The sequence below is a fragment of the Flavobacterium olei genome, assembly GCF_039749035.1.
Classification (GTDB): Bacteria; Bacteroidota; Bacteroidia; order Flavobacteriales; family Flavobacteriaceae; genus Flavobacterium; species Flavobacterium olei.
This window is the reverse complement of sequence record NZ_JBDKWC010000009.1, coordinates 142,004-165,568: the sequence shown is the minus strand read 5'-3', so window position 1 is coordinate 165,568 and position 23,565 is coordinate 142,004. Positions and strand designations below refer to the sequence as shown.

Annotated in this window: 16 protein-coding genes; 6 read left to right on the top strand and 10 right to left on the bottom strand. The window is 41.2% G+C overall.

Annotated features, from left to right (window positions below; translation table 11 throughout):
• Window positions 1-284 precede the first annotated feature (284 nt).
• From ABEB31_RS21055 to ABEB31_RS21030, 6 genes are all read right to left on the bottom strand, one after another.
• The gene (locus ABEB31_RS21055; protein ID WP_347053633.1) at window positions 285-872 is read right to left on the bottom strand and encodes a hypothetical protein; all 588 of its coding nucleotides are present in this window, start codon (window positions 870-872) and stop codon (window positions 285-287) included.
• Window positions 873-889: 17 nt separating this feature from the next.
• Entirely contained in the window at window positions 890-2,347 is a 1,458-nt protein-coding gene (locus ABEB31_RS21050; protein WP_347053632.1) for a hypothetical protein, read from the bottom strand.
• Window positions 2,348-2,514: 167 nt separating this feature from the next.
• Complete coding sequence (locus ABEB31_RS21045) at window positions 2,515-2,766, bottom strand: hypothetical protein (protein WP_347053631.1); 252 nt, start codon at window positions 2,764-2,766, stop codon at window positions 2,515-2,517.
• Between the two features lie 251 nt (window positions 2,767-3,017).
• Window positions 3,018-5,003, bottom strand: a complete 1,986-nt coding sequence (gene mobC / locus ABEB31_RS21040; RefSeq protein WP_347053630.1) for a conjugal transfer protein MobC — start codon at window positions 5,001-5,003, stop codon at window positions 3,018-3,020.
• Window positions 5,004-5,034: 31 nt separating this feature from the next.
• Window positions 5,035-6,300 carry a relaxase/mobilization nuclease domain-containing protein gene (locus tag ABEB31_RS21035; RefSeq protein WP_347053629.1) on the bottom strand — a complete coding sequence of 422 codons (1,266 nt, stop codon included), beginning with the start codon at window positions 6,298-6,300 and terminating at the stop codon, window positions 5,035-5,037.
• Window positions 6,285-6,677 carry a plasmid mobilization protein gene (locus ABEB31_RS21030; RefSeq protein ID WP_347053628.1) on the bottom strand — a complete coding sequence of 131 codons (393 nt, stop codon included), beginning with the start codon at window positions 6,675-6,677 and terminating at the stop codon, window positions 6,285-6,287. The genes ABEB31_RS21035 and ABEB31_RS21030 overlap by 16 nt, the downstream gene beginning before the upstream one ends.
• Before the next feature lie 309 nt (window positions 6,678-6,986).
• Here ABEB31_RS21030 and ABEB31_RS21025 point away from each other — a divergent pair, with 309 nt between their 5' ends.
• On the top strand, window positions 6,987-7,280 hold the full coding sequence (locus tag ABEB31_RS21025; RefSeq protein WP_347053627.1) for a hypothetical protein: 294 nt from the start codon (window positions 6,987-6,989) through the stop codon (window positions 7,278-7,280).
• Window positions 7,281-7,415: 135 nt separating this feature from the next.
• Window positions 7,416-8,615 (top strand): WG repeat-containing protein, encoded by a 1,200-nt coding sequence (locus ABEB31_RS21020; protein WP_347053626.1) that lies wholly within the window; start codon window positions 7,416-7,418, stop codon window positions 8,613-8,615.
• Window positions 8,616-8,909: 294 nt separating this feature from the next.
• Here the strand turns inward: ABEB31_RS21020 and ABEB31_RS21015 are convergent, their stop codons facing one another.
• Window positions 8,910-9,377, bottom strand: coding sequence for a JAB domain-containing protein (locus ABEB31_RS21015; protein WP_347053625.1), 468 nt, complete (start codon window positions 9,375-9,377; stop codon window positions 8,910-8,912).
• Window positions 9,378-9,733: 356 nt separating this feature from the next.
• Between ABEB31_RS21015 and ABEB31_RS21010 the strand changes: the two genes are divergently transcribed.
• From ABEB31_RS21010 to ABEB31_RS20995, 4 genes are all read left to right on the top strand, one after another.
• Complete coding sequence (locus ABEB31_RS21010; protein WP_347053624.1) at window positions 9,734-12,613, top strand: type IIL restriction-modification enzyme MmeI; 2,880 nt, start codon at window positions 9,734-9,736, stop codon at window positions 12,611-12,613.
• Between the two features lie 222 nt (window positions 12,614-12,835).
• Window positions 12,836-13,126, top strand: a complete 291-nt coding sequence (locus ABEB31_RS21005; protein WP_347053623.1) for a DUF6965 family protein — start codon at window positions 12,836-12,838, stop codon at window positions 13,124-13,126.
• A gap of 303 nt (window positions 13,127-13,429) precedes the next feature.
• Window positions 13,430-14,611, top strand: a complete 1,182-nt coding sequence (gene dinB, locus ABEB31_RS21000; RefSeq protein WP_347053622.1) for a DNA polymerase IV — start codon at window positions 13,430-13,432, stop codon at window positions 14,609-14,611.
• Window positions 14,612-14,617: 6 nt separating this feature from the next.
• Window positions 14,618-17,671: a DNA polymerase III subunit alpha gene (locus ABEB31_RS20995; RefSeq protein ID WP_347053621.1), complete on the top strand. Its 3,054-nt coding sequence runs from the start codon at window positions 14,618-14,620 to the stop codon at window positions 17,669-17,671.
• Between the two features lie 224 nt (window positions 17,672-17,895).
• On the opposite strand, the gene ABEB31_RS20990 is transcribed toward ABEB31_RS20995, so the two are convergent.
• The 3 genes from ABEB31_RS20990 to ABEB31_RS20980 all read right to left on the bottom strand — a co-directional run bounded on the left by ABEB31_RS20990 (window position 17,896) and on the right by ABEB31_RS20980 (window position 23,477).
• Entirely contained in the window at window positions 17,896-19,497 is a 1,602-nt protein-coding gene (locus ABEB31_RS20990; protein WP_347053620.1) for a hypothetical protein, read from the bottom strand.
• Window positions 19,498-19,683: 186 nt separating this feature from the next.
• The gene (locus ABEB31_RS20985) at window positions 19,684-21,582 is read right to left on the bottom strand and encodes a UvrD-helicase domain-containing protein (RefSeq protein ID WP_347053619.1); all 1,899 of its coding nucleotides are present in this window, start codon (window positions 21,580-21,582) and stop codon (window positions 19,684-19,686) included.
• A gap of 2 nt (window positions 21,583-21,584) precedes the next feature.
• Window positions 21,585-23,477 carry an ATP-dependent nuclease gene (locus ABEB31_RS20980; protein ID WP_347053618.1) on the bottom strand — a complete coding sequence of 631 codons (1,893 nt, stop codon included), beginning with the start codon at window positions 23,475-23,477 and terminating at the stop codon, window positions 21,585-21,587.
• Window positions 23,478-23,565 lie beyond the last annotated feature (88 nt).

Here is a 23,565-nt window from a genome sequence, read left to right as displayed (position 1 = left end):
TAACTAACTAACTAACTAACTAACTAACTAACTAACTAACTAACTAACTAACTAACTAACTAACTAACTAACTAACTTTGTACTAATTTCACCTTTAAACAACATGACCTTTGCTGCCAACTTCGTCCTCAAGGGTAATACTACAAAACATTATAAATAGAAAAACAACCCGGAGGTTGTTTTTCTATTTATGCAATACTAATATAAAGCATATGCAATTTTCATCTGCTTTATGATTTAACTAACCGTCAGAAAATATGATTGATCCATCTCATTTAACGTGTTTAATAAAAGATGTAATCACCTATGATTTTTTCTAGTATCCAGTTTTCCTTTTCTCTTCTCATGATGACAAGGCATGGCTGAGAGCTTCCGGAAAATGCATAGGTGTTATAATAAAACATCGCATAAGCGTTGTCTTTATAATACATAGGGTCGGAAAGTGCGATCACCCTGTCTATTCCAGAACCGAAATATCTTCTCATAAAATCGGACCGCATAAGCCCCTTCTTATCCTCAAGCACGAAATTATATGCAGGAAAATCTTCTTTCCGCCAGTATTTTTTTATTGTGTCTCTCGAATAATCTGCATAGAGCTGCCTCCAGTACCTTTCTTCAAACAGCTCCTGCTCCTTCCCACTGCCACCGGTTTTGTCGGGGATATGTTCAGGCCCCTCTCCGCCGCTAAACAGCCGTAAGGCTTCCGTATATTTTACTTTATCACGCTGGAGAATGTACTTTTTGTTTTTCTCAAGATCCTGTGTTTTAAGAAAACAATCTACAGGATCGGTGCCTTCATTCTTCTGCGCTGATGCACAGGACAGAATCAAAGAAAATACCAGCACGCTTAAAATGGTGTTTTGTAGTCTCATAATTTATTATTATTAAATCATTTACACGATTTTCCAACCGGTGTATTCACTCCATATACAGACCCAAGTCTTTCAGCAGTAATTCTGCCGAGAATACGCTGACGGTCCTGATAATTTTTATGCGACGGATCATTCGGGTACGTTCTATTAAAGATTGTTGTGCCAATAAGTCCACCCCATGCTATATCAATATAAATCTGCTGGGGAAAACCTGGACGCCCCCTGCTTCCGGTATGAAACTCTTCAAGTGTTTCCGCAATGGAGTACACATAATCTCCAGCAATTACCTCATGATGCCTTTCAGGAAGAATGTTTCTATTTTTTTTAATCTCTGAATTCACATAAGCTTCATAAACTGTAGGAAAATCAGAGAGACAGGATTCACCGCAGGAATCATATTCCTGAGCAAGGCTGATAAGGTAGGCATGAATTACTTCATGCGCCATTGCCGCAGCAACAGACAGATCAGTTGGCGGCGAATCATTGCCCAGCCCGCTGATATAATCCTGATTGAAAACTATGCTTACGTCCGAATACGAATCCTTAACACGTTTTGTCTGTGCCGCTACGTTTGGATCATTATCCTGAACCTCTCCAGTACTCATGTTAATATTAAAAATGGAGCTGGGCATTTTGAATCTTTCAATCATTATTGCTATATCACCCTGCTGAAGGCTGATCAGCTTCTGATAAACGGCCCTTGTGCAAGGATCAAGCTGATCTGTTATTATGCTTTTTTCTATTTTTTGTGACTTGGTGAGATTTGAATTATTGGTCGACCCACCGCTGCTTCCTGCTCCGCCACCGCCATACCCGGGAGCTGGATCCCTATAATCATCAGGATCACCTCCCCCTCCATAACATCCCACTTCATACAAAGCTTCAAAATGTCCGTCTTCATACCAGTATCCATAATATACGCAGGCCTGCTCCCTCATCTTTGAAGTTAGCGACGGCTTAACTTTTCCGCCGTTTTTAAATTCAATCCTGCTTCCTTTTTTTGTGGATAGTTCCTGCACATACACTTCTCCGTCAAAATTATCATCGATTGAATAATAATTGTAATCCATATCTACAATATCAAAATCTTTCTGATCAGAAAAAATCTGGACATAAAAAAGTTTGTAGTTCTGCTTTTCATCTTTCACAAACAGGAAGCGGTGGTGGTCATTATAAAGCTTGACCTCCTTTCCAGAAGCACTCAGATTATCTTTAAGCGTAAATGGAACTTCAACTATTCGGCCCAGAGCACCTTCAGAAGTAATGCTTTTTTCCCAGCTAATTTCTTTGATGTAAGGCATAAATTCTATTGTAGAATCATTTTTTTTGCTGTAAAACCAATCTCTCGCACTTGAAACATCAGAATTATACTCTGAAATTGCGTTGGATTTTCCAGCTTCATCCGATCCGCAATTAATTAGTATTATCAGCAAACTTAAAGTGGCAAATAGCCGCAGCACCTTAATGGGATTCATTCTTTTTTCTTATTAATTAATATATAAAATAACAAGCATCAAATATATAAATTATAATATTTTACACACATAATTTATCCGACAAAAAAGCGTTCCCTTACAAAAAAAAGTATTAGGAGCACATACGTTCCTTCTGTATATACCAGATCTCACGCCTCTATACTATTTTAATAAAATTCCCGGTGTTTAAACATTCCTTTCCACGCTGCATACGCAGAAACTTCATAAAAACTGCTATGACAAACTGATGCTGAAGCATCTATTTGCTGTAAACCATTTAAGGTGTAATGCATCCCGGCTATAAAATCCCAATAAAGCGGTGCCTTTGCATTTTCCTGCTTCACCCATTGCCAGCCGTCGGAATGCCAATATCTAAAATCACAATAACAGCCGTCTTCAATAACGGAGATAATCTGCATTGTTTACCAATGTACTGGAGATTTCGAAAGATTCTAAATACGTTTTATGTCTGGCTGATTCATTATCAAAACTAAAACCCTTGCCTTTAAAACCTATTTCATAGACACCTTCTTTAATCGCAATGAATCCGTATTCCGCATCTATCCTTCCTATCTAAAATCCTCAAAACCATCACCGCATCCACGGTTGCCGGCCAAAATAATCATAAAAAAGCCTGCTTTACGCCTCAATTAAAAAAAATTGTAAACCTTCATCTCTTTTTCTTCTTCACCACCAGATGCCTGAGCGCCGGATCATTTAAAAGCCTGTCCATCTCGGTGTAGATAATCTCCTGCACATCCCGCCTGATCTGCAAAAAATTCTGCTGGATCATCGCACTATCCAGCTTCCGCACAGGCGGTATTTCTTTATAGCTTTCTTCCTCTTTCCTTAAAGCTTCATGGTCGTTGACGATCGATGAATGAAAGGTCTTCAGCTCGATCTTACAATCCGGATTATCGGCTGTCATCCCCACAAACTCTCCTGAACTTAAGGACGAAATCTTCGATGCGGGAACAGCCGATTCCAGCTGTCTGGAACGGCTGACCGAGGTATCGGAACTGTTAATCGAAATGCTCTCGCGGTCCTGCATGATCTTACCAAAACGTTCGGAAAGCTGCTTTGCCGTATCCCCTGTCACCTGTCCCGAAATAATGTTTCCGGTAATGTTCAGTATCACATCGGCCTGCTCGCGCCCGTAGTCTTTTCTAAGCTGGCTAAAGTCCTGCACGCCCAGGCACGTGCTTACCTTATTGCTTCTTGCCGTCGCTATCAGGCTGTCCATATTGTTGAGATAGATGGTCGGGAACTCATCAAAAATGAGGCTGGATTTGAGCTTGCCTTTTTTGTTTACGAGCTTGATCAGGCGGTTCACATAAAGCGATAATACCGCGCCATAAATCTGGATTTTCTGCGGATTGTTACCCATGCAGACGATCTTCGGTTCATCGGGATTATTGATATCGAGCGTAAAATCATTTCCAGAGAGTACATAGTAGAGCTGGGGCGACGACAGTCTTGCCATAGCTATTTTAGCTGAGGCAATCTGCCCTTCGAGCTGGTCCATCGCATCGTTGAGATAGGCATTGATAAAGGGGTTGATTAATACCTCGATTTCCTTATCAGTACGCAAAAGGGTAAAGAGGCTGTCGTAGTCGATCTGCATGAGCTCGATGACATGCGGCAGAGTGCAGAACTCTCCGTCGTTGTATCTTCGAAGGTACCAGATTACAGCCGATAAAAAATTGATTGGCGACTCCACAAAAAAGTCCCCCTGACGCTTGATCCATTCGCGGTTAAGTCCCATGAGAATCGTTCTTGCGGACTCCGACGCGTCTGTAATATCTTCCATGCTTTGCGGATCCAAAGGATTGCATCGGTGCATGATATTGTCAAAATTAATGAAGTAACATTTCGGCATTACAGCATAGACATGCTTGTATTTCTCAAAGGTATTGTACACGATTTTAGAAAGGTCATCATATTTGAAATCATAGACAAACATGCTGAATCCTTTGGCGATATGCTGGGTGATGACATGACGGATGACAAAATAGGATTTCCCAGATCCGGGCGTACCCAAGACCATCAGCCCGCGGAACGGATTGATGATATTAATCCAGCTGGAACGCAGCTTTTTTTTCAGATAATACTGAGCCGGAAGATTGATGGAATACTCATTTTCCAGAAGCCTTTCCTCCTGCGGAAAAGTTTCATTTTCGCTGTTGAAAATATCCCTGTCGGCCAGCCTGTTTCTAATCAGTCTGGACAGCAGCGTGCCTCCCGAAAGTACCAGCAGAAATCCCAATGCCGTAACACTCATATACAGTACTGCCGCATACAAAAAGTCGGTATTAAAAATCAGAAACAGTGCACTCAAAAAGTACACGACCAGTCCCAAAATCATTTTATAAAGCGCCGTCTTAAGCGCCAGTTTTTCGTCTTTCTTTCCCTTTGCCCCGAGCAGTGATATCAAGAGAAAACCAAGGGCAGCGAGCTTGGAAATATAAAAGTTCCCGAACAGCCCTGTTCGGTAAACCCCTTGAAAGATCCTATCGCCAAACTCCCCGGTAAGGCTCCATACTTTAAATGCCTCATAACAGTAATAGTAGCAGTGCCCCAGCAGCAAAAGAATGCTGATGAGCCTTGTCATGTCTACTATTTTTCTAAGCGCCTGTTCATTTTCTCCTGTCTGCATGGCTGTAGATTTTTAGTATTATTTTTATCTTTTAATTCAGATCCGAACCGCCTCTTTTTTTTCTTCGGCGGCGTTTTTTCTTCCATGCGGCAGGCACCTGATCCGCCTGCCACTCGGGCGTGAAAAGTTCCTCGAGAATCTGGACTAAAGTACCTTTTGAAGGGGCTTCAAAAGCCGTTTGCTGCTGCTCTTTAAAATCATGTTTCAATGCTGATTTCTCCTCTGAAAGACCTGCCACTTGGCTGCCGGTATCCAGGCGTTCCAGCATGCCTTTAGCACTATACTTTTTTCCCAGGGCGTTGCCGTTCAGAACACAGCGCGTGACGTGATCTACATAGGTGATCCCATAAAGTTTTCCTGTCTCACTCTTTCTGAAAACCATATCAATCCCCTCTTTCTTCAGCTGGGCGGACAGCCTGTTTATATCTATTTTTTTTCCAAGAAAAACAGCGTCCACGGCACTTCTTACCCGCTTCTTTTCAAAGGTCTTTTCACCGCTGTTCAACACGTAGCGTTTCGCTAAAAAAGCCAGGGTAGGTCTTATGGCAAAATCACTTGCCTTGACTGGAACTCCTGTGGCTTTCTGGTCCTTGTCCAGTATCCGGTAGACCAGCCCTCCGCTTTTAAAAATCCTCGAATCTTCACTTCCCCTGTCCGCCTTTATATTGTATAGCTGCAGCACCGCATTGAGCTCTGCCAGCGAGGTATATTTGTAATTGAAAAGCACCGAGCCCAGCACACCGGACATCGCTTTTTTGGATTCTGTTTTTCCATAGGAAACCTTACTTACTGCCACAGGCTTTACAAGAGAAATTACTTCGGGTTTCCTGCCTTCCGCCCTCACCAGATTAAACTGTTTTTCAATCTCTTTCCGGGCTTTTCCGGACTGGTTTTTCCCGATGTTCTGCATGTCGATCCGCGAGCCGTCGTCCCTTACTTTTACAGAGACCAGATGGATGTGCGGATGACCTGCGTCCTCATGCCGGTAGACCAGATACGGCTGCTGCCCAAAACCTATTTTTTCCATATAGGCTTCTGCTATTCTCAACAACTTTTCATCAGCATATTTTTCACAGGGATGGAAGTTCAGCGAGATGTGCACGCTGTTTCTTTTTACGTTGGCGTTCAGGGCATTCTGGCGGGTCAGTCTGCTTAGTTTCATAGACGCATCCATGTCCTGTATAGCAGCAGGATAATTGCCTTCCCCGATGCACTTTGCAACACCTTCTTTAACCTTGTTTTCATTGTAATGGAATATACTGTGCACCGAGTGTCCGGTTTTTATGACTGCAACCATTTCTGTGTTATTTTACTGGTCATTTTTTGGATTTCCAATACCTGAAACAGCAGTTTCTCGCGCTGTGCTGCAGTACCTACAATCCACTGTCTAAACTCAGGAATCTGCTGCAGGGTGTGCAGTTTTTTAACGGTCTGGTTGAAGTTGTTCCCCAGTGCTGTGAGCTCCTTTCGCAGTCGGATGAATTCGAGCATAAATTCATCCAGTGAGGCATCCCGGTGTTTAACTGTAACGGGTTTATGCAGCAGGCAGTTTCTCAGGTATTCGCTCATCTGCCTGCACGTAGTGGTCTTGAATCTTCTCTCAAGGGTGGCATATTCAGCCGCTGTAAAGCGCACCGCTGCAATACGGGTTCTGTTTAAAATCTTTTTTTTCATCTTCTTTCCCTTTCATTTTTTAAACTCTTTTCTTTTGATTTCACTGCCAGCGAGTTCCGAGCAGAGGGCAGCCGGATGCGTTTGTTTAACAAACGGACATCTGGCCGACTGCAGGAACGAGGCAGTCCAACCGCTTTATCAAAGCAAAATTCTTTTTAAGCTGTCTTAACTTTGTTTTAGCAGATTGTGAAAGCGAAAGTAGAAAACACTTATGGACTGCGCCTATCCCGTCCATATTTTGAACGGGGTGTTTTCAGGGCTTCTTCCTATATTTGAATCAATAAATTATTAATTTAAAACAAGTGGATTATGCTGACAGAAAATGATGTTGCCCAAGTTTTTGATACCATACTAAGTACCCCTGGTATGAACGAGCCGGTGAGGATTGACCTGAAGATCTCGCGAAAGAATGTGCTGTTGCTGAGCCATGTCATTGAGCGTGGCCTGTTTGAAAATGACGGCAGTCCGTCGGTGCTGCTGCAGCGCACAGCAGAAGAAAATATTACTGAACTCAAACAGCTTTCCGCAGACTGTCTGGCCAAAGCAGGCCTTACCGAACTTAGCGAGAAACTTACTGCATTAGGTGCAGAAAAAAAGAAGTAAAAAAGAAGAACCAAAGCCACCAGCCAAAATTTGCCGGTGGCTTTTTTATTTCTGAAAGGCAGACTATTTTATGGTATTAAAGGATGGATTCCAATGCTTTTTTATGCTATTTTTGAATAAATATTCCAATGCCCTATGAGCCCAGAAGAATTAAAAGCCTTTGAAGAAAGACAGTCTGAGATGCAGCGGACACGTGAAATTTTTGACCTCATCTGCAGCAGGCTCAACCTCAAACACGGGGAATTTTTCGGACTCCGCGATACAAGGGGATTCGTTGTCCTGAACCTCTATAACCATCAGGGCGGTAAGACAAGGGTGCTCAAAGTTTCGGAAACCGCAGAAATCCTCCTTGACACTCATAAATACCAATCAGTCCATCATCCGCAGACCAAAAGAAACGTTCTTTTATTCAGCGAGCAGAGAGATAAGCCTGACGGCTACAAGACCACCAGAGAGGGAGTGCTCGATGAGAATTTTGAGATACTGGTTCCTGCTGTGTACGACGCAGTAAGGGACATCAATGAAGACAGCTTTCTTGTCGTTATTGATGATAATGCAGGAATACTCAACTCTAAATTTGAAACCATAATCCCTTTAAAATTCAGGGAAATTGAGTACAATAAAACCCTGAAAATCTTCAAAGCCAGAGAAGAGGTCCATAAAGGAAAAGATGAAGACGGCAATGATATTCAATCCAGCAGGTATTGGATCTATGACCGGAACGGACCGCTGCTTCAAACCCTTGAATATGGTCTGGTCAATTTTGTCCATGATCCCTGCTTTTATACGGTTTATGATATCGGGACGTTCTACTCCCATTATGCCGACGATACCGCTATGATCAAACAGCAGGGGCTGCTGGACCAGAACTTCAAAACCATAATTCCGCCGCTTTACGACCTGATCTCCAAACGCGGCAAATCTATTCTGGTTTACGAAAAAAGAAACGCGGTATCCGGCAATGATTATGAATCGGAAGAGGCAGAAGCTGCTGAGTGCTATTATACTATGGATGGCGGAAAATGGGGTGCTTTTGATCAGGAAGGAAAGCTCGTTATCCCGATTGCGTATAACTGGATTGATCACACTTTTAAGGATGATTTATTTGTTATCAGCCGCACAGGTCTGATGTATTATTACCAGGGAGAACAGGAAGATGGGGTCTGGTGTCCAAAAGACGGGCTTTATGGACTTATCAATTCCAATAATGAAATCATAGTAGAACCTGCCTATAAATACTATCAGCACTACGAGGACAGAATCATATTCTTCAACAGTCATTCTGCCAATTTTGAAATCCTTGATATCGAGGATGCTCTTACCATCCATTTTTAGCGATCTGCCTTAAGACTGCGCATAAAAAAAACTCCCTAAAAAAGGGAGCTTTGGGCGGCCGGCGGTTGCCTGAAAAGTAGGTAATTAACTAAATCATTTGGGACAGAACCTCCAGACGAACCCCGCCGGTTCCCTTTCTTTTCTGACTGATTTAAACAGTAACATTACCAGTATTAAGACAAATTTACAGCGATATAAACAGCGGTGCCTTACAGGATCTTCCTCTAATCTTACAGCATTTCAAGCCTCCATGATAAGGGCAGAAACAATATTTAAAAAAAAAGAAAAAAGGCGCTATAAGGCGCCTTCATCTGCAAAGGAATAGTAGCTGTCAGCTGTCACGATCAGATGGTCCAGCAGCTTGATGTCCAGCAGCTCTCCTGCTGATTTAATCTTTCTGGTAATGCCTTTATCGGCTTCTGATGGGACAGTATTTCCTGATGGATGGTTGTGGGTGATTATGAACCCTACGGCATTGGCTTTAAGGGCTGCCGCAAAGAGCAGTCTGATGTCAACGACAGTTCCGGCTATGCCTCCTGAAGAGGCTTCATAAATGCCCAAGACCTTATTGGACTGGCTCAATAGCAGCACTTTGAACTGCTCGATGAATTCAATTTTATCGGGATCCCAGCAGTCCCTGAGAATCGCATAGGCAGATCTTGAAGAAGTAATAAGGGGTCTTTCGGAGCTTTTAATTTTGGTTCTGTAGATCAGGTCGATTTCCGATACGGTTTTCCAGCTGCTGTTTTCATTTGTTTTCATGGTACTGTATATTTAAGATTAATAACAGCACCTGCACCGGGCACGGGAAAGCGAGCGCAGAAAGCAACGCAATAAAGCAGGACGGATGTCCTGCATTTATGGGGGAATTTTTTGCGGCGAACCGAAGTCCTGCGCCCGAACTTTGTGATGGAATTAAACGAAAGTATGCTTCTTCACATTCCCAAGGCATGAATGGAAAAAAGGATGCGGAACACGGAAAGCAACCATGGCACAATAGCGGGAAAATATTCAACTGCTTTTTGCTATTTTTATTTTATTATAAAAAATTCCAAGAAAAACCATATCATATTGAACTCTGGCAGTTTATTAATATCTTTATTTTTTAAACTTATTTTATGGATCCTTTGTTCTCAGAAAATTTCCTTTCGAATTACATTCCCAACTTCAAATTATCTAATGTGCCCAATATAAGACTGGCCAGAAATATTATTGACGGCTTGCTAAGGGAGATGCATTCGGGAAAAATTGGAAATGCAAAGGAGGAAGAATTTAAATCTAGATTTTTAAATGAATTTTTCGGTGACATTTTAGGCTTTAATTACGGCACCCCAAACTATTGGACATTAAGAGAAGAAGCAAAGAGCAGAATAGACGGTACTAAACCAGACGGTGTGCTGGGCTTTTTTTCCAAGGACAAAACCCTTAATGATGTCAGGGCGGTAATTGAAATCAAAGATGCAAATACTGAACTGGATAAAAAACAGAACAGAACTGATGCAAAATCTCCTGCTGCGCAGGCATTTGAATATGCGACGAAAATGGGAGTAAACTGCAGTTGGGTCATTGTTTCAAATTTTAGAGAAATAAGATTTTATTCTTCAAAATTTCAAGGCAGCTATCAGGTGTTTTTTCTTGAGGACCTCGCCACTGAAAGTAAACTTAAGGAAATTCTATATCTATTCCATAAAGACCGGTTTATAATAAAAGAAGGAAGATCAGCCACCGATAAACTTTACGATATCAGCCTGAGAAAAATAAATGAAAATGAAAAACCAAGACACATCTTAGATGAGATACACACTTCATTAATCCAGTTCAATGGCCTTCAATATATTGACCCTAATTACCTGGTAGGCATCAAGCCATTTAATATCCTGAATGAAAATGTTTGGCACTACAGAGACAATAACCTGCTTAGCATAAATCCAAAGATTTACGAATTATTTACAGGTCTGGATTTTAACGAAGGGGCCATAACAATTAGTGAAGTTCTAAAAAAAGATTTAGAGGAAAGCCGGGTAATAGAATACAAGGACAAGATTTATGAAGTGGTAAGGATTCTAAACCACTGCCAGATTACCAAAATAAGCTGTATTGAAGATTATAAAAAAGTGATTATTGCCCGATCAAACGTAATAGGTTTTTCCCATAAGCAGCATTTTCAGTTTTCAGATAAAGAAGGATTTTCCAAAAATATTGACATCCTAAAATACAATCCTTGCGACTGCCTTTCCTGCAATTTCAAAACTCTGGATTTCAAAAACCTTTTAAGCAGACTTAAAGCTGGGAAAAATAAAGAAGAGCACGTAACACTAGAATATGCTTACGGCAATTACCTTGTATCGGCAAACAACTACAAGGATGCTTTTAATATATACAAGGCTTTAAGCGAAAGAATTAAAGGAAAAGAAGGTTTTGAAGTCCAGTACTTCTTGGCAAAGCTGAATATGAAATACCTTCTGAATTTAGTATGGGAAGATGAGACTCTTCAAGACACTTTTGAAATTAAGCAGGAAATACGAAATATTGATTTAAACAAAATCCTCTATGAAGAAATAGAATACAGCATTAGCGACGAGGTCAGGAATTATCTGCACAATATCAAAGACAATAAGCTGTTTTTATCAGTAAAAAATGAAGTTGAAAAATTAGCAGAAAACATTTCTGTCTTAAAGGCATATTACGATAAGGGCGAGCATCAAAGTCCCTTTGGTTCAAATCATATCAATGAACTGGCATATGAATATGACCGGCTTCAATTGCATCTAAACACAAACAGAATCATTTACAATGTTTTCAGCGATTATAAACTTCTCACTGCCAGAGTTTTTACGGCCTTTGTGGATAGCTATTTAACAAAAGGCGAAGGAATAGCTTCTTTCAAATCTTATTATTTAAAGGAGTTCCTGATCAATGTAGATATTGCTCAATTTAAAAAAATCCTTTCAAAAACCGATTCAGTAAAAATCAATGAAAAATCCGAAATTGAAATTGTAAACAGTATCACCAATCTGTTAAAATCATACTTCGGAATTGGAATGTTTGCAAATACCCCATATAAAAACAGCATCACAAAAGAGTATCTGATTGACTTTCATTTTCAAGAAAGATATTTAGGGCTCGTATCAAATGCATTTACCCTTTTATCAAAAATTGATATTTCAGAAAAAAACTTCAGTCCATTATCTCAGGTGCTTATTAATTATTTATTAATTGAGGATGAATTGGCATGGTATCATTTAGAAGAATTAGGAACCTTTATTCGGAAAAAAGGAGGATCATTTTTACCAGAACAGCTCATTAAAATATTAGAAATTGCTGTCGACAGAGATAAACCTAACAACAACAAGTACGAAGGGCTTTTAAAAGACACGTCAGTGGCTCTGCATAAGTTCTTTCCAGATACAAAAATCAGCAATAAACGGCTAATAAATAAGGTAAAAGGCAATATTGACGGCATCCATAAATGGAGAACGGTCTCTTATTTGCTCAACGTTACTGATGATCCATGCAGACAAATCTTGCATACTGAAATTGAAGAAATGCTCGACCAAAAATTCCATTCCCAAATTTATGACCATCTGATTAGAATGCAGTTATACGATTATAAAAAGAAAGACTATTTTAAAACGTATATCGAAGAAATAAAACTTAACCGGGAAAAAGGTTTTAATAATGAATTTATTCAAGGGAAGCCTGTTTTTGAAGGCCACACGTTTCATAATTTTATAATCTTATTAAATATTCTGGAAATTGACAGAAAATCAGAACTTCTGGAGGGATTCGGTCATATTTCCGAATTTGAAAAATGGCTGCTGGATCCTAATGAATATGACTATAGAGACTTTGATGCAAAATGGATATTAGCTGCAGACAACATATATATACTGAAGAGTCTCAAGGGTATTAAACCATTAATTAAATCGGTTGAAACAGAACTTAAGCAAAATTATAATGGACGGATTTCAGAGATATATTATAAAAATTTATTGTGAGCAAGATGTAAAGAATTAACGCTCGATTTATGTAACTATCATAGTCATTATTTAGCCCCGATAGCAGAGAAAATCCTTCTGCGACGGGGTTCGGCGCAGAAGATTGAAACGGATAGCGGGAACAGCTCCTAAAAGAGAATATAGATCCAGCATAAAAAAAAACGCCCCCATTATCCCGCGTCATCCCTTGACCCGTCTGCACTAATTGCTTATTTTCGCGATATGAATCCCGAAGAAATTAAACGTTATTTTGAGAGCAATCCCCCACCCGGGGAAGTCCAGTTGACCCCCTGGGCCAACATCACCGATACCCAGGTTTTTTTAAAGAGCTGCTACAGCACGATCCGGAACTTTAACGGTCCGGTGGAACGTTGTTCCGCATGGTGGCACCTGAGGGATTTTTATAACCTTATGAAAAAAACGGACCAGAAGGCTGCTGTGGAAAAAATACAGCAAACCCCTTTCGAAGAAATCAGCACTGAAGCTGCTTCTGAAACCCAGACCGCTGTTTAATTTAAGAGACTGCCTCCTGCAAGACAGCCCCGCATTATTTAAGCGGGGCTGTCTTTTTTATATCTGATGTATCACTCCAAAACAGCTGCATTTAAAATGCTCTATTAGCAGGTAGTACAAAATAACTTTATAAAAAAGGGCGATGCGTAAATTCTGAATAAAGGATTTCGGGCCTAAAAAAGCATGCTTTTGAAATCCCTGAAAAATAAGGATTTTAGAATTTTGTTATTATTTAGAACAAAATATTTTTAACAACTGTTAGTATCTGTCACTAATTTTGATTCGTATAAAGGAATAGAAATTATGACAAGGGCAATTGTACACATCGACATGAACACGTTTTTCGTTTCCTGCGAAAGACTCACCAATTCAGAGCTTAACGGCATCCCGCTGATCATCGGCGGCGGGGAAAGGGGCGTTGTGGCTTCGTGCTCGTACGAGGCCCGAAAATTCGGCGTGCGCTCTGCCATGCCGATCCATATGGCCATGAAGCTCTGTCCGCAGGCCAAAATCATGAAAGGAGACATGGAGCTCTACTCGAGGCTTTCACACGACATTACCGAGATCATCCAGGAAAAAGCGCCCGTGGTGGAAAAAGCGAGCATTGATGAATTTTATCTGGACATCACCGGAATGGATAAATTCTACGGCAGCTACAAATGGACCGATGAGCTCGCCCAGCGCATCACCAAGGAAACTGGCCTTCCGCTCACCTTTGCGCTTTCTGTGAACAAGACCGTATCGAAAATCGGGACCGGGGAAGGCAAACAGAAACAGAACCTGGAGATCCCCGAGCATCTGGTGCAGTCGTTTTTAAACCCGCTCTCCATTAGAAAAATCCCGATGGTTGGCGAACAGACCTTTCAGACGCTCTCGCGGATCGGGATCCGGACCATCCGCACGCTTTCAGAAATGCCCGCTGATGTACTGATGCAGATGATCGGCAAAAACGGCATGGAACTCTGGAAAAAAGCCAACGGCATTGACCACCATCCCGTAGAACCCTATACGGAGAGAAAATCCGTTTCAACCGAGCATACCTTTAGCCAGGACACCATTGACATCCCAAAATTAAACAGGGTGCTTTTGGGCATGGTGGAAAAACTTTCCTATCAACTCCGCGCCGAGCAGTGGCTGACCTCGACGGTCACGGTTAAAATCAGGTATGCCAATTTTGATACCGAAACCAAGCAGTGCCGCGTGCAGTATACCTCGGCAGATCATATCCTGACCAAAACCGTGCAGGAACTCTTTGATAAACTCTACCAGCGCCGTATGCGCCTTAGGCTTATCGGCGTGCGTTTCAGCGGACTGGTACGTGGCACCTATCAGATAGATCTTTTCCAGGATACCGAAGAAATGCTGGCCCTTTACCAGGCGATGGACCGCATGAAAAGCCGCTATGGTTTTGATGCGGTAATGCGTTGCGCCGGCGCATCCTTTAAGCCCAATACCAAAAATGAAATCTTAAAACGCAAACCCTGAAAAGCCATGTACCTCAACTGCCACTCTTTTCATTCCCTGCGTTATGGCACCATACCGCTGGAGGAGCTCGTGCCTCAGGCCGTTGCCTGCGGGGTTACCGCTATGGCCCTTACCGATATCAATACGGTAACGGGCATTTACGATTTTATCAAACAGTGTGGTGATGCCGGCATAAAGCCACTAGTAGGAATGGAATTCCGCTCGGAATTCCAGCTTCGCTTTATCGGGCTTGCCCAAAATGCGGCGGGACTCTCTGAGATGAACCGTTTTTTGACCGGGTATAATTTCGAGAAGAAACCTTTGCCACAGTTCGCGCCCTCTTTTTCAAATGTTTTTGTGATTTATCCCCTGGAAAATGCACCAGAAAAACTTCGTCCTCATGAATTTATCGGTATATGTCCCGACCAGATGCAGCAACTGGTGTTATCCAGGTGGAAGGACCGTCAGGATAAAATGGTCATTCTCCAGCCGGTGACCTTCCGGTCTAAAAAGGAATACAACCTGCACCGGATATTATGTGCCATCGACCGCAATGTAATTCTCTCCAGGCTGGCTCCCTCCGATACCTGTGGAAAGTCAGATAAAATGATTCCCATAGGAGAACTTCTAAGCTTCTATGAACACTTTCCCCACATCATTGCCAACACACAGAAAATTATAGACCACTGTAATTTCAGCTATGATTTCCAGACACCGAAAAATAAAAAATACTATACCAACAGCCAGAAAAGCGACATAGATCTCTTAACCTCTCTGGCAAAACAGGGACTGGTATGGCGTTACGGCACCCGAAATATTCGCGCAAGGGAACGCATGGAAAAGGAACTCAAGGTTATCGGCCAGCTCGAGTTCAGCGGTTACTTTCTGATCACCTGGGATATTATCCGTTTTAGCAACAGTCAGGGCTTTCTGCATATCGGCAGGGGAAGCGGCGCCAATAGTATTGTGGCCTACTGTCTGGGCATCACCGATATCTGCCCACTGGAACTGGATCTGTATTTTGAGCGTTTCCTAAATGAGAACCGCAAAAGCCCGCCCGATTTCGATATCGACTGGAGCTGGAAAGAACGGGATGTCATCCTGGAATATATTTTTAACCGCTACACTTACGAACATGTGGCCTTCTGCGGTACGAATGTCGAATTCAAATACCGGTCAATTTTCAGGGAGGTCGGAAAAGTATTTGGTCTTCCCAAAGAAGAACTCGATGTGCTGGCCAAAAACCCGATGAAGTTTCATGAACCCAATTCCATTGTAAAATTGGTGCAGCAGTACGGCATGATGCTAGAGAAATACCCCAATCAGAGAAGCATGCATTCCTGCGGCATCCTGATTTCCGAAGAGCCGATCACCAATTACACCCCGCTGGAGATGCCTCCAAAAGGATTTCCGATCGCACTTTTTGACATGCACGTGGCGGAAGACATCGGATTTGAAAAATTTGATATCCTGAGCCAGCGTGGTATCGGGCATATTGACGAGAGCGTCAGGCTGATCGAAAAAAACAGGGGCATCCGGATCAACATCCGTGATACTTCGATATCCAAAAATGAGCCTGCCGCTAATTTATTTCTTTCCGAGGGAAAAACCATCGGCTGCTTTTACATTGAAAGCCCGGCCATGCGCGGTCTGCTGCGAAGATTAAAATGCGACAATTATAAAACGCTCGTTGCCGCCTCCTCGATCATACGTCCCGGAGTGGCACAGTCCGGCATGATGAAGGAATACATTTTCCGTCACAACCACCCTTCCCAATTTGAGTACTTCCACCCGGTTTTCCAGGAGCAGCTGGGCGAAACCTACGGCATTATGGTCTATCAGGAGGATGTGATTAAAATTGCCCTGCATTACGGCGGGCTTCCGGCGGCAGACGGCGATATCCTAAGACGTGCCATGTCCGGAAAGGGACGCTCCAAGGCCGCACTGCAGAAAGTAAGGGATAATTTCTTTGCCTGCTGTGCGTTAAAAGGACATCCCAGACAGCTCAGTGAGGAGATTTACCGCCAGATTGAGTCCTTTGCCGGGTACTCCTTCTGTAAGGCGCATTCCGCCTCCTATGCCGTGGAAAGCTACCAAAGCCTTTATCTCAAGGTCCATTATCCTGTAGAATTCATGGTTGCCGTCATCAATAACGGGGGCGGTTTTTACAGGCTTGAGGTCTATGTGCATGAGGCCAGGATGGCAGGCGCGGTAGTCCATAATCCGTGCGTGAACAAAAGTACTTTTGAGACCACCCTTTATGGAAATGAGGTTTACCTGGGCTTTATGCACCTGATGAGCCTGGATTCCAAAATGGCGCAGTTCATCGCATCAGAGCGGGAAAGAAACGGTTTGTACCAGTCACTGGAAGAGTTCATCAACCGCGTCCCGATAGGAATTGAGGGGGTAAAGATCCTGATTTTCATCGGCGCTTTCCGTTTTACGGGAAAAACCAAAAACCAGCTGCTGGTCATTGCCAGCCTGCTGCTAAATAATTTCAAGCCCGAAAACCGGGGACTCATGCTGCTTCAGCAGCCGGTAAAGGAATACAAGCTCCCAACGCTCGAAAGGTCCGTATTTGAAGATGCCTTTGATGAAATCGAACTGCTGAGTTTTCCGGTATCCTGCACGGTCTTTGACCTGCTCCAGACCAAGCACCGCGGGGATATAAAGGTGCGCGACCTGCCCTCCTGCCATAAAAGACAGGTGCGGATGCTGGCCTATCTGATTTCGACCAAACAGGTCCCGACCAAAAAAGGCAATATGTATTTCGGCACCTGGATCGATAATGAGGGCGCGTATTTCGATACGGCCCATTTTCCGGATTCCCTTGTGCAGTATCCTTTCAAGGGGGGAGGCTGTTACCTGCTGCTCGGGACCGTGGAAATTGATTATCATTTCCCGACGATCACCATCCACAAAATGGCCAAAATGCCCTTTATACCGGATCCGCGTTATATGGACGCCAAAGACCAGTTCAGGACACAGGAGCTTATCCGTGAAGATGTCAGCACGACCGAAAGACTTCCCTATCCGCAGGAACATGAGATCAATCTGCCAAGGCATAAAATGAAAAAATGATAAATTTACAACATCAATATAACTAATTTACAGCAGTTTAAATTACAAATACCAAAGTTTGACTCAAGGACTTAGAAACTGAACATCAAGAATCGGTTTTTTTAAACTGAAAATTAATATACATCTGACACTTATATTAATATCTTGAAGCTTCAACAGCGTTATTTTTCCATTAAGTTTACACAAAAGACCAGGAGCTATTAACTTGTATAGTATAAATACTTTTAATAAAAATTTTCAATTATTTTAATAAGAGAAACGAAATCATTTAATTCCATAAGTTTAATGAGCTTTGCACGGTCATAGAATACTTCAAGATTTACTGCCCTGAAATTTCCATCGTTAAGTGCCGCTAAGTGTTCAATCCCTTCTTTTTCAAATTTACTGGAAGTTATATAAGCTGCTTTTAGCTTATAGCCAAAATCAATATCTGCCTGAAATCTTTCTTTTATAAATGGCAGCGTCCTGTTAAAGAACCATTTTATTGAATTCTTTGTTTGATAGGTTCCCAAAGGTATTTCATATTCTGAATGATAGCCCTTTAATTCAACTATCACTATCTCTTTTGGATTTGAGGACCTAATCACGTAATCATACTCGAATCCGCGCTTTTCATTTTTATTAGTCTCTTCATTGAACATTTCCTTTGAGTAATAATAGTTGGCAGTAATTTCAGCTGAAGGATACCTGTGTCTTAAAACCTGATATATCATTACTTCAAAAAGAGCTCCTTTCATAGCTTTTAACTGATCTTCTTGCCCAGAATTTTTTATAGCTGTTAAAGTCTCTTCAATCGTTTTTCCAAATTCTTCATATCGCTCAAGATTCTGGCTTATCTGAAGTTTTGACATGTTTTCCAGAATTGCAAATATATTTGACCCGTATATAGACCCAATATCGTAACATAGACACCCCAGAGCTTTAATTTTTTTTAATAGAAACGACGGACAGCTTTTGTAAATTATTACAGGAATTATCTTGCGTATTCCTGTCTTCACAGAATTAATATTAATCTGGACCCTGCTTATAAAACCATCTAAATCTATCTGGGAATACTCCTTTGACAAGACAATATCCAGCGCCACTAAAGTCTGTTTCTCAGCATCTGTATCAGCCGAACCGGAATATGAATGAAACCCCGTAGCTTTTGTATATCCAAATGCATCCCAAAAAACATTGTTATGTTCTGCACCTTTGTCCGGAGTGTTTTTATTTCTATACCTGCTGTCGGCTGAAAGTATAAGATTTGATTTTGTCAGCCAGTCCAAAACATCTTTCACAAATAATGAATCGACAAACATTTTACTGTAATGCTCTTTGACCAAACGCTCTTCAGATTCTTTTAAGCTGCTTAATATAATGTAATTAATATTGTTCAGATCAGCTGTCATATATATATAATTATTAGACCTTAATAATTCAACAAGATCTGCCAGATCATCTATTTTTGAGCTTGACCTATGTACTGGTGTGCCTGTAATTTTTATTGCTTCGTAATAAGAAATTATCCCGGAATTCAGCAGCAGGCTTTCAATTAATCTGTAAAGCGGAGGACGGTATTGTTTGGCTATCTTCTTTATGGTATCAAGGGTCAGTTTCTCATGTACCGAAAAATAAGCATACTGTCCTTTACCAAAAGTAATTGGAGATGAGGATTTGATAAATCCCTTGGTTACGGCCCGTTCAATTATTTTTCGGGCATAAACATCCGTTACTCCAAACTTTGCAGAAAGTACTGTTCCTATTTCTCCGCTGACAAGAAATTTTTTTTCACCGAGATAATCGACAAGGAAACGGTCATGCTCATTTTTGGATTTTGTTTTCATATTTAAAATAATTGTCACACTGCCCTTATATTTTTACCTATTACTTCTTTAGGCAGTGCAGAAAAAAGTTTATTCTGTGCATTTAAAAAATACAACGAATTTAAAATCAATAAATTAACAAAAACAAAATTAGTCAAAATTCTGCCTTTTAAAACCTTTTTTGTCACGCAGTACCTTTAAAAATGTTTATTTAAAAGTTTTCACGATAAAACCTAATTTTTGAATTTTTGAAATAGAACTGCTGTTTTTTCCTTTCGGAATAGCCCAGATAAGCAGGTGTTTAGGTCTTGAACTAGCCACATATGCAAATCTTACATATTCGCTTTCATTTATGCTGCCGCTGATCCATTGTTCAAAATGCCCTCCTCTGCTCTTTTTGCTGTCAGATGAAATTATCAGCGCAGCATCAAGAGTTTCGCCTTTGATATCGTGAAATGTAGTCAGCCTGAGCTTTTTGGAATACGAATTTTGGGATGATTTAAAAAATTCTCCAACCTCCATTTTTGCGAAGCCGCTGGGAGAACGCACTTTGCTCTTTGCGCTTTCCCAGTCACTTTCCGGTGTTTTTAGTTTTTCCCAGTATCTTTCCAGAACATTTTTTACCGAAGAAACCCAGTTTGTCCAGTTAATCTGCCCAAAAGGGAAAATACTATGCTCATTTAGATTTAATTCTGTCATTAAATTATAAAGCAGATCCCTCCATTCAAAGTTGGTATAAGATTGTGGACAATACTGATTCTGGTGGTTGCCTTCCCCCTTATAGGCAAGCTGGCACAAGGCTTTACCCAGCTGATGCAGAGCATCCTGAAGATCTCTTCCGCTGCGCGGACTGCTTGCCCAGCAGTTTATCGCACTTGCTATAAGCTCAGCTTTAGATAATTTTCCGCCGCGTGAATTTTTTAATGGAGAAAGAGAACTGTGCGATCTGGCCAGAACAGCAGATTTATCAATTTTAATTTTCAGGCTGTTTTCTTCCAAAGAATTATTAATCTGCTCGATTTTGTTTATAAAGTGCTGTGGAAGCAATTTATAATCCTGCTCTTCATATTCCCAAAGAAGACAGCATTCAGTAAACAATATTTTTTCGATTCCGATAATTTGCTTTCCGTCATCCCTTTTCCCTGATGATCTCAGACCGTCGGACACATTTACAATATGCTGATTGCTTCGGAAATTTTTAGTCAGACGCATTTCCAGCAGTTTATTAAGTTTTATAAATTTACGTATCTTCTCAATGGAGACTTTCTTAAACTCATATATCGACTGATTGCTGTCACCTACAAAATGTATCTTTGCACCGGCATCAAAGAGCTGCTGAAAAATCTGAAGCTGATTGTACGACAAATCCTGGCATTCGTCAACATAAAAAACGGAAAAGCGCTTTACGATCAGCTGTAATAAAACAGGATCATCCTTTAGAAGATTGTAAGAGATGTATTCGCAGTCAGCATAGGTTGCAAATCCGGCTTTCAAAAACTTATTTTTCCTGTAAATCATTGCACTTTTGATTTCATCAGAAAGTCCAACACAGCTCAAATATCTGCTTTGGGATTCCAACACGGGCGTAGAACCGCATTGGTAGTAATATTCATTGACCCAGGCTTCCTGATAGGGCTTTAGATTGATAATCGTCTTGTAGCCGGTTAGAAAATCGTATCTTTCTTTATTATCAATTATTCTAAAGCTTTTATCCTGATTTTTCCCCTCATAGCCGCCCGCTCTATGTCCGAATGGATGCATGATATAGGAATGAAGCCAGGAATCTATCGTGCCCACAAAGTGCGGATGGTGCGTATTGTCGTTCAAAGTATATTTCTTGATACGCTGTGAAATTTCCTTAGCCGCATTTTTAGTAAAACTCAGCACTGCAATCCCCATGAATCTCTCATCCCAATGCGCAAATTCATAAGCAGCCTTTATGCCTACTACCTCAGTCTTTCCGCTGCCTGGACATGCGCTTAAAAAACTGCTTGCAACTGAGGGGTTAACTATAAAATCCAGCTGCTCCTCACTTAAGTCTATTTCAAGCTTATCTATCCTTCCAAGAACATCATTAAGTTTATCTGCTAAAGTCAAATCCTCCATAATTATTTATTTATTACCCAGATTATCGCATCCTTAATATATTTGGGAACAGTAAAAGCATTTGGAGAAATACTGATGCTATATGCCGTTTTCTGTGCAAATTGTCCTTTGCCTAACTTCTGGCCATTTTTATTCTGGTAGTTTTCAATAAAGTACAATAACTGAAAAGCTATGTCAGCTTTCTCTGTATTTTTGGTTTTCCAGTCGTTATCTGTCCAGCAGTTCAAATCAGTGATCCACTTACTGATTGTAGTCTGGGTTGAACCTGCAGTGTCAATCCACTGATCAAAAATGGAAATCATAGGTATTAGATTTCTTCCCTCCATTGCAAGGTCATACTCAAAGGTCTTTAGATTGCTGAATAGTCGGCAGGTAGCCGAATTCTTTGCCATTTCCTCCTTTAAATAGATTTGCGGATTGCAGCATTTGCATTTGTTTTTGGGATGGGGCTTTTTTTCCTTTTCCGGATCGCAGTCTGTTATGCACGCAGACCGAACGGGAAGACATTCCACCGGCTGAACGGTATTAGTATCGCCATGAATTTTATAGCCTTTAAACAGCTGCATGAAATGCTGAAAATAAATACCATTTAAATTTATGATCGAAATACCGAAATCTTCCAAGCACTTTGCATTAGTCTTTCGGAGATATTTTTCCTGTATTATAATCGCAGACAGCTCTTTAATCACCAATGCCTCTGCAATTCCCTCCACAAAGATCAGTCCTTTTGCAAAAAACAGAGTTGACTTGGTAATATCTAACCATCTCTCTAAAAAGAATTCTGTTTCCGGGCTGATTTCACAGTCAGCTATTAATGTCGCTATTGGGTTCTCATTATCCTGCACCGTTAAAACATTTAATGATTTTAGTTTACAGGACGCAGTAATAGTAGCTGAATGGGTCGTTAGAATCACCTGGATATTGCTGCTTTCGGCCTGCTGCTCCATGTACTGGAGCAGTTTAACCTGAAGCTGCGGGTGAAGATGAGCCTCAGGTTCTTCAATGAGAAGAATCTTGTGCTTAGTGTCGCTTTGTTCTAATCCTTCCAGCTCAGCCAAAACCGTAGCGAGATATAAAATATTGTTGTAGCCTAAACTATTTTCTGAAATGTCTCTAAAATTACCGGGTACTGCCCCAGCAGAAATCTTTGGATAGAAAAGCAGCCGCAGCCGCTCTACAATGCGGTCATAACTCACTTCAGAAAATTGTATAATTGCATCCTGCCCCATAACTGCCCCAAGACTCTCTTTAAGATACTTTTTTATTGCATCATTTACAGTAATTATAGTGTCGTCATTAGCAAGTTTCTTGTTGAAGGCACTAAACTGCTTCTCCAGATTATGTACCTCTTCCCCCTTTTTCGGTTTATATCGTTTAAAGAGACGTGAAAGTCTTGATCCTCTATAAGCTTCCAGCTTATTCTGTGCATCACGCAGCGGAGGAAGATAAATACAGCTGATCGCGTTTAGCAGGTCCCATTCAAAGATGCCCAATGTAGCTTCACCTCCCCACATACTGTGATCAAACTGCCCCCTCCCGTTTAATTTATTTGTAATCTTTTTACTAAGAAACGCTTCGGAACTATCTGATTCATTAAGCCACGGCAGATAAGCCACCTGCTCTTCAATATCTAAATCTGCAAATACTGCGTTTACTTCGATGCTATCTGTGCTTTTTTCCGCTGTAACAGGGGTCATCTGCTTATGAAAATGCGAGTCCTGGATACCAATTCTTCCATATTCATCTTCATTTAAAAGCAGTCGGACCGCATCTATGACAGCAGATTTCCCGCTGCCGTTCTCACCTATAAGAACCGTCAGACCAGGATTGAACTTAATTGAAAACTCTTCATTAAAAGCCTTATATCCCTTAATTTTTAATTTAGATAAATACATTACAGTTAGATAGTTTGAAAGATAAAAATAGTTTTTTTTTATACATGTGCGCTTTTTCTTTCACTTAAAGTTTATTTTTTATCTTTAA

Excerpts from the sequence above, each read along its gene's own strand:
- ABEB31_RS21055 (WP_347053633.1), bottom strand. The coding sequence starts at position 872 with ATGAGACTACAAAACACCATTTTAAGCGTGCTGGTATTTTCTTTGATT.
- ABEB31_RS21050 (WP_347053632.1), bottom strand. The coding sequence starts at position 2,347 with ATGAATCCCATTAAGGTGCTGCGGCTATTTGCCACTTTAAGTTTGCTG.
- ABEB31_RS21045 (WP_347053631.1), bottom strand. The coding sequence starts at position 2,766 with ATGCAGATTATCTCCGTTATTGAAGACGGCTGTTATTGTGATTTTAGA.
- mobC (WP_347053630.1), bottom strand. The coding sequence starts at position 5,003 with ATGCAGACAGGAGAAAATGAACAGGCGCTTAGAAAAATAGTAGACATG.
- ABEB31_RS21035 (WP_347053629.1), bottom strand. The coding sequence starts at position 6,300 with ATGGTTGCAGTCATAAAAACCGGACACTCGGTGCACAGTATATTCCAT.
- ABEB31_RS21030 (WP_347053628.1), bottom strand. The coding sequence starts at position 6,677 with ATGAAAAAAAAGATTTTAAACAGAACCCGTATTGCAGCGGTGCGCTTT.
- ABEB31_RS21025 (WP_347053627.1), top strand. The coding sequence starts at position 6,987 with ATGCTGACAGAAAATGATGTTGCCCAAGTTTTTGATACCATACTAAGT.
- ABEB31_RS21020 (WP_347053626.1), top strand. The coding sequence starts at position 7,416 with ATGAGCCCAGAAGAATTAAAAGCCTTTGAAGAAAGACAGTCTGAGATG.
- ABEB31_RS21015 (WP_347053625.1), bottom strand. The coding sequence starts at position 9,377 with ATGAAAACAAATGAAAACAGCAGCTGGAAAACCGTATCGGAAATCGAC.
- ABEB31_RS21010 (WP_347053624.1), top strand. The coding sequence starts at position 9,734 with ATGGATCCTTTGTTCTCAGAAAATTTCCTTTCGAATTACATTCCCAAC.
- ABEB31_RS21005 (WP_347053623.1), top strand. The coding sequence starts at position 12,836 with ATGAATCCCGAAGAAATTAAACGTTATTTTGAGAGCAATCCCCCACCC.
- dinB (WP_347053622.1), top strand. The coding sequence starts at position 13,430 with ATGACAAGGGCAATTGTACACATCGACATGAACACGTTTTTCGTTTCC.
- ABEB31_RS20995 (WP_347053621.1), top strand. The coding sequence starts at position 14,618 with ATGTACCTCAACTGCCACTCTTTTCATTCCCTGCGTTATGGCACCATA.
- ABEB31_RS20990 (WP_347053620.1), bottom strand. The coding sequence starts at position 19,497 with ATGAAAACAAAATCCAAAAATGAGCATGACCGTTTCCTTGTCGATTAT.
- ABEB31_RS20985 (WP_347053619.1), bottom strand. The coding sequence starts at position 21,582 with ATGGAGGATTTGACTTTAGCAGATAAACTTAATGATGTTCTTGGAAGG.
- ABEB31_RS20980 (WP_347053618.1), bottom strand. The coding sequence starts at position 23,477 with ATGTATTTATCTAAATTAAAAATTAAGGGATATAAGGCTTTTAATGAA.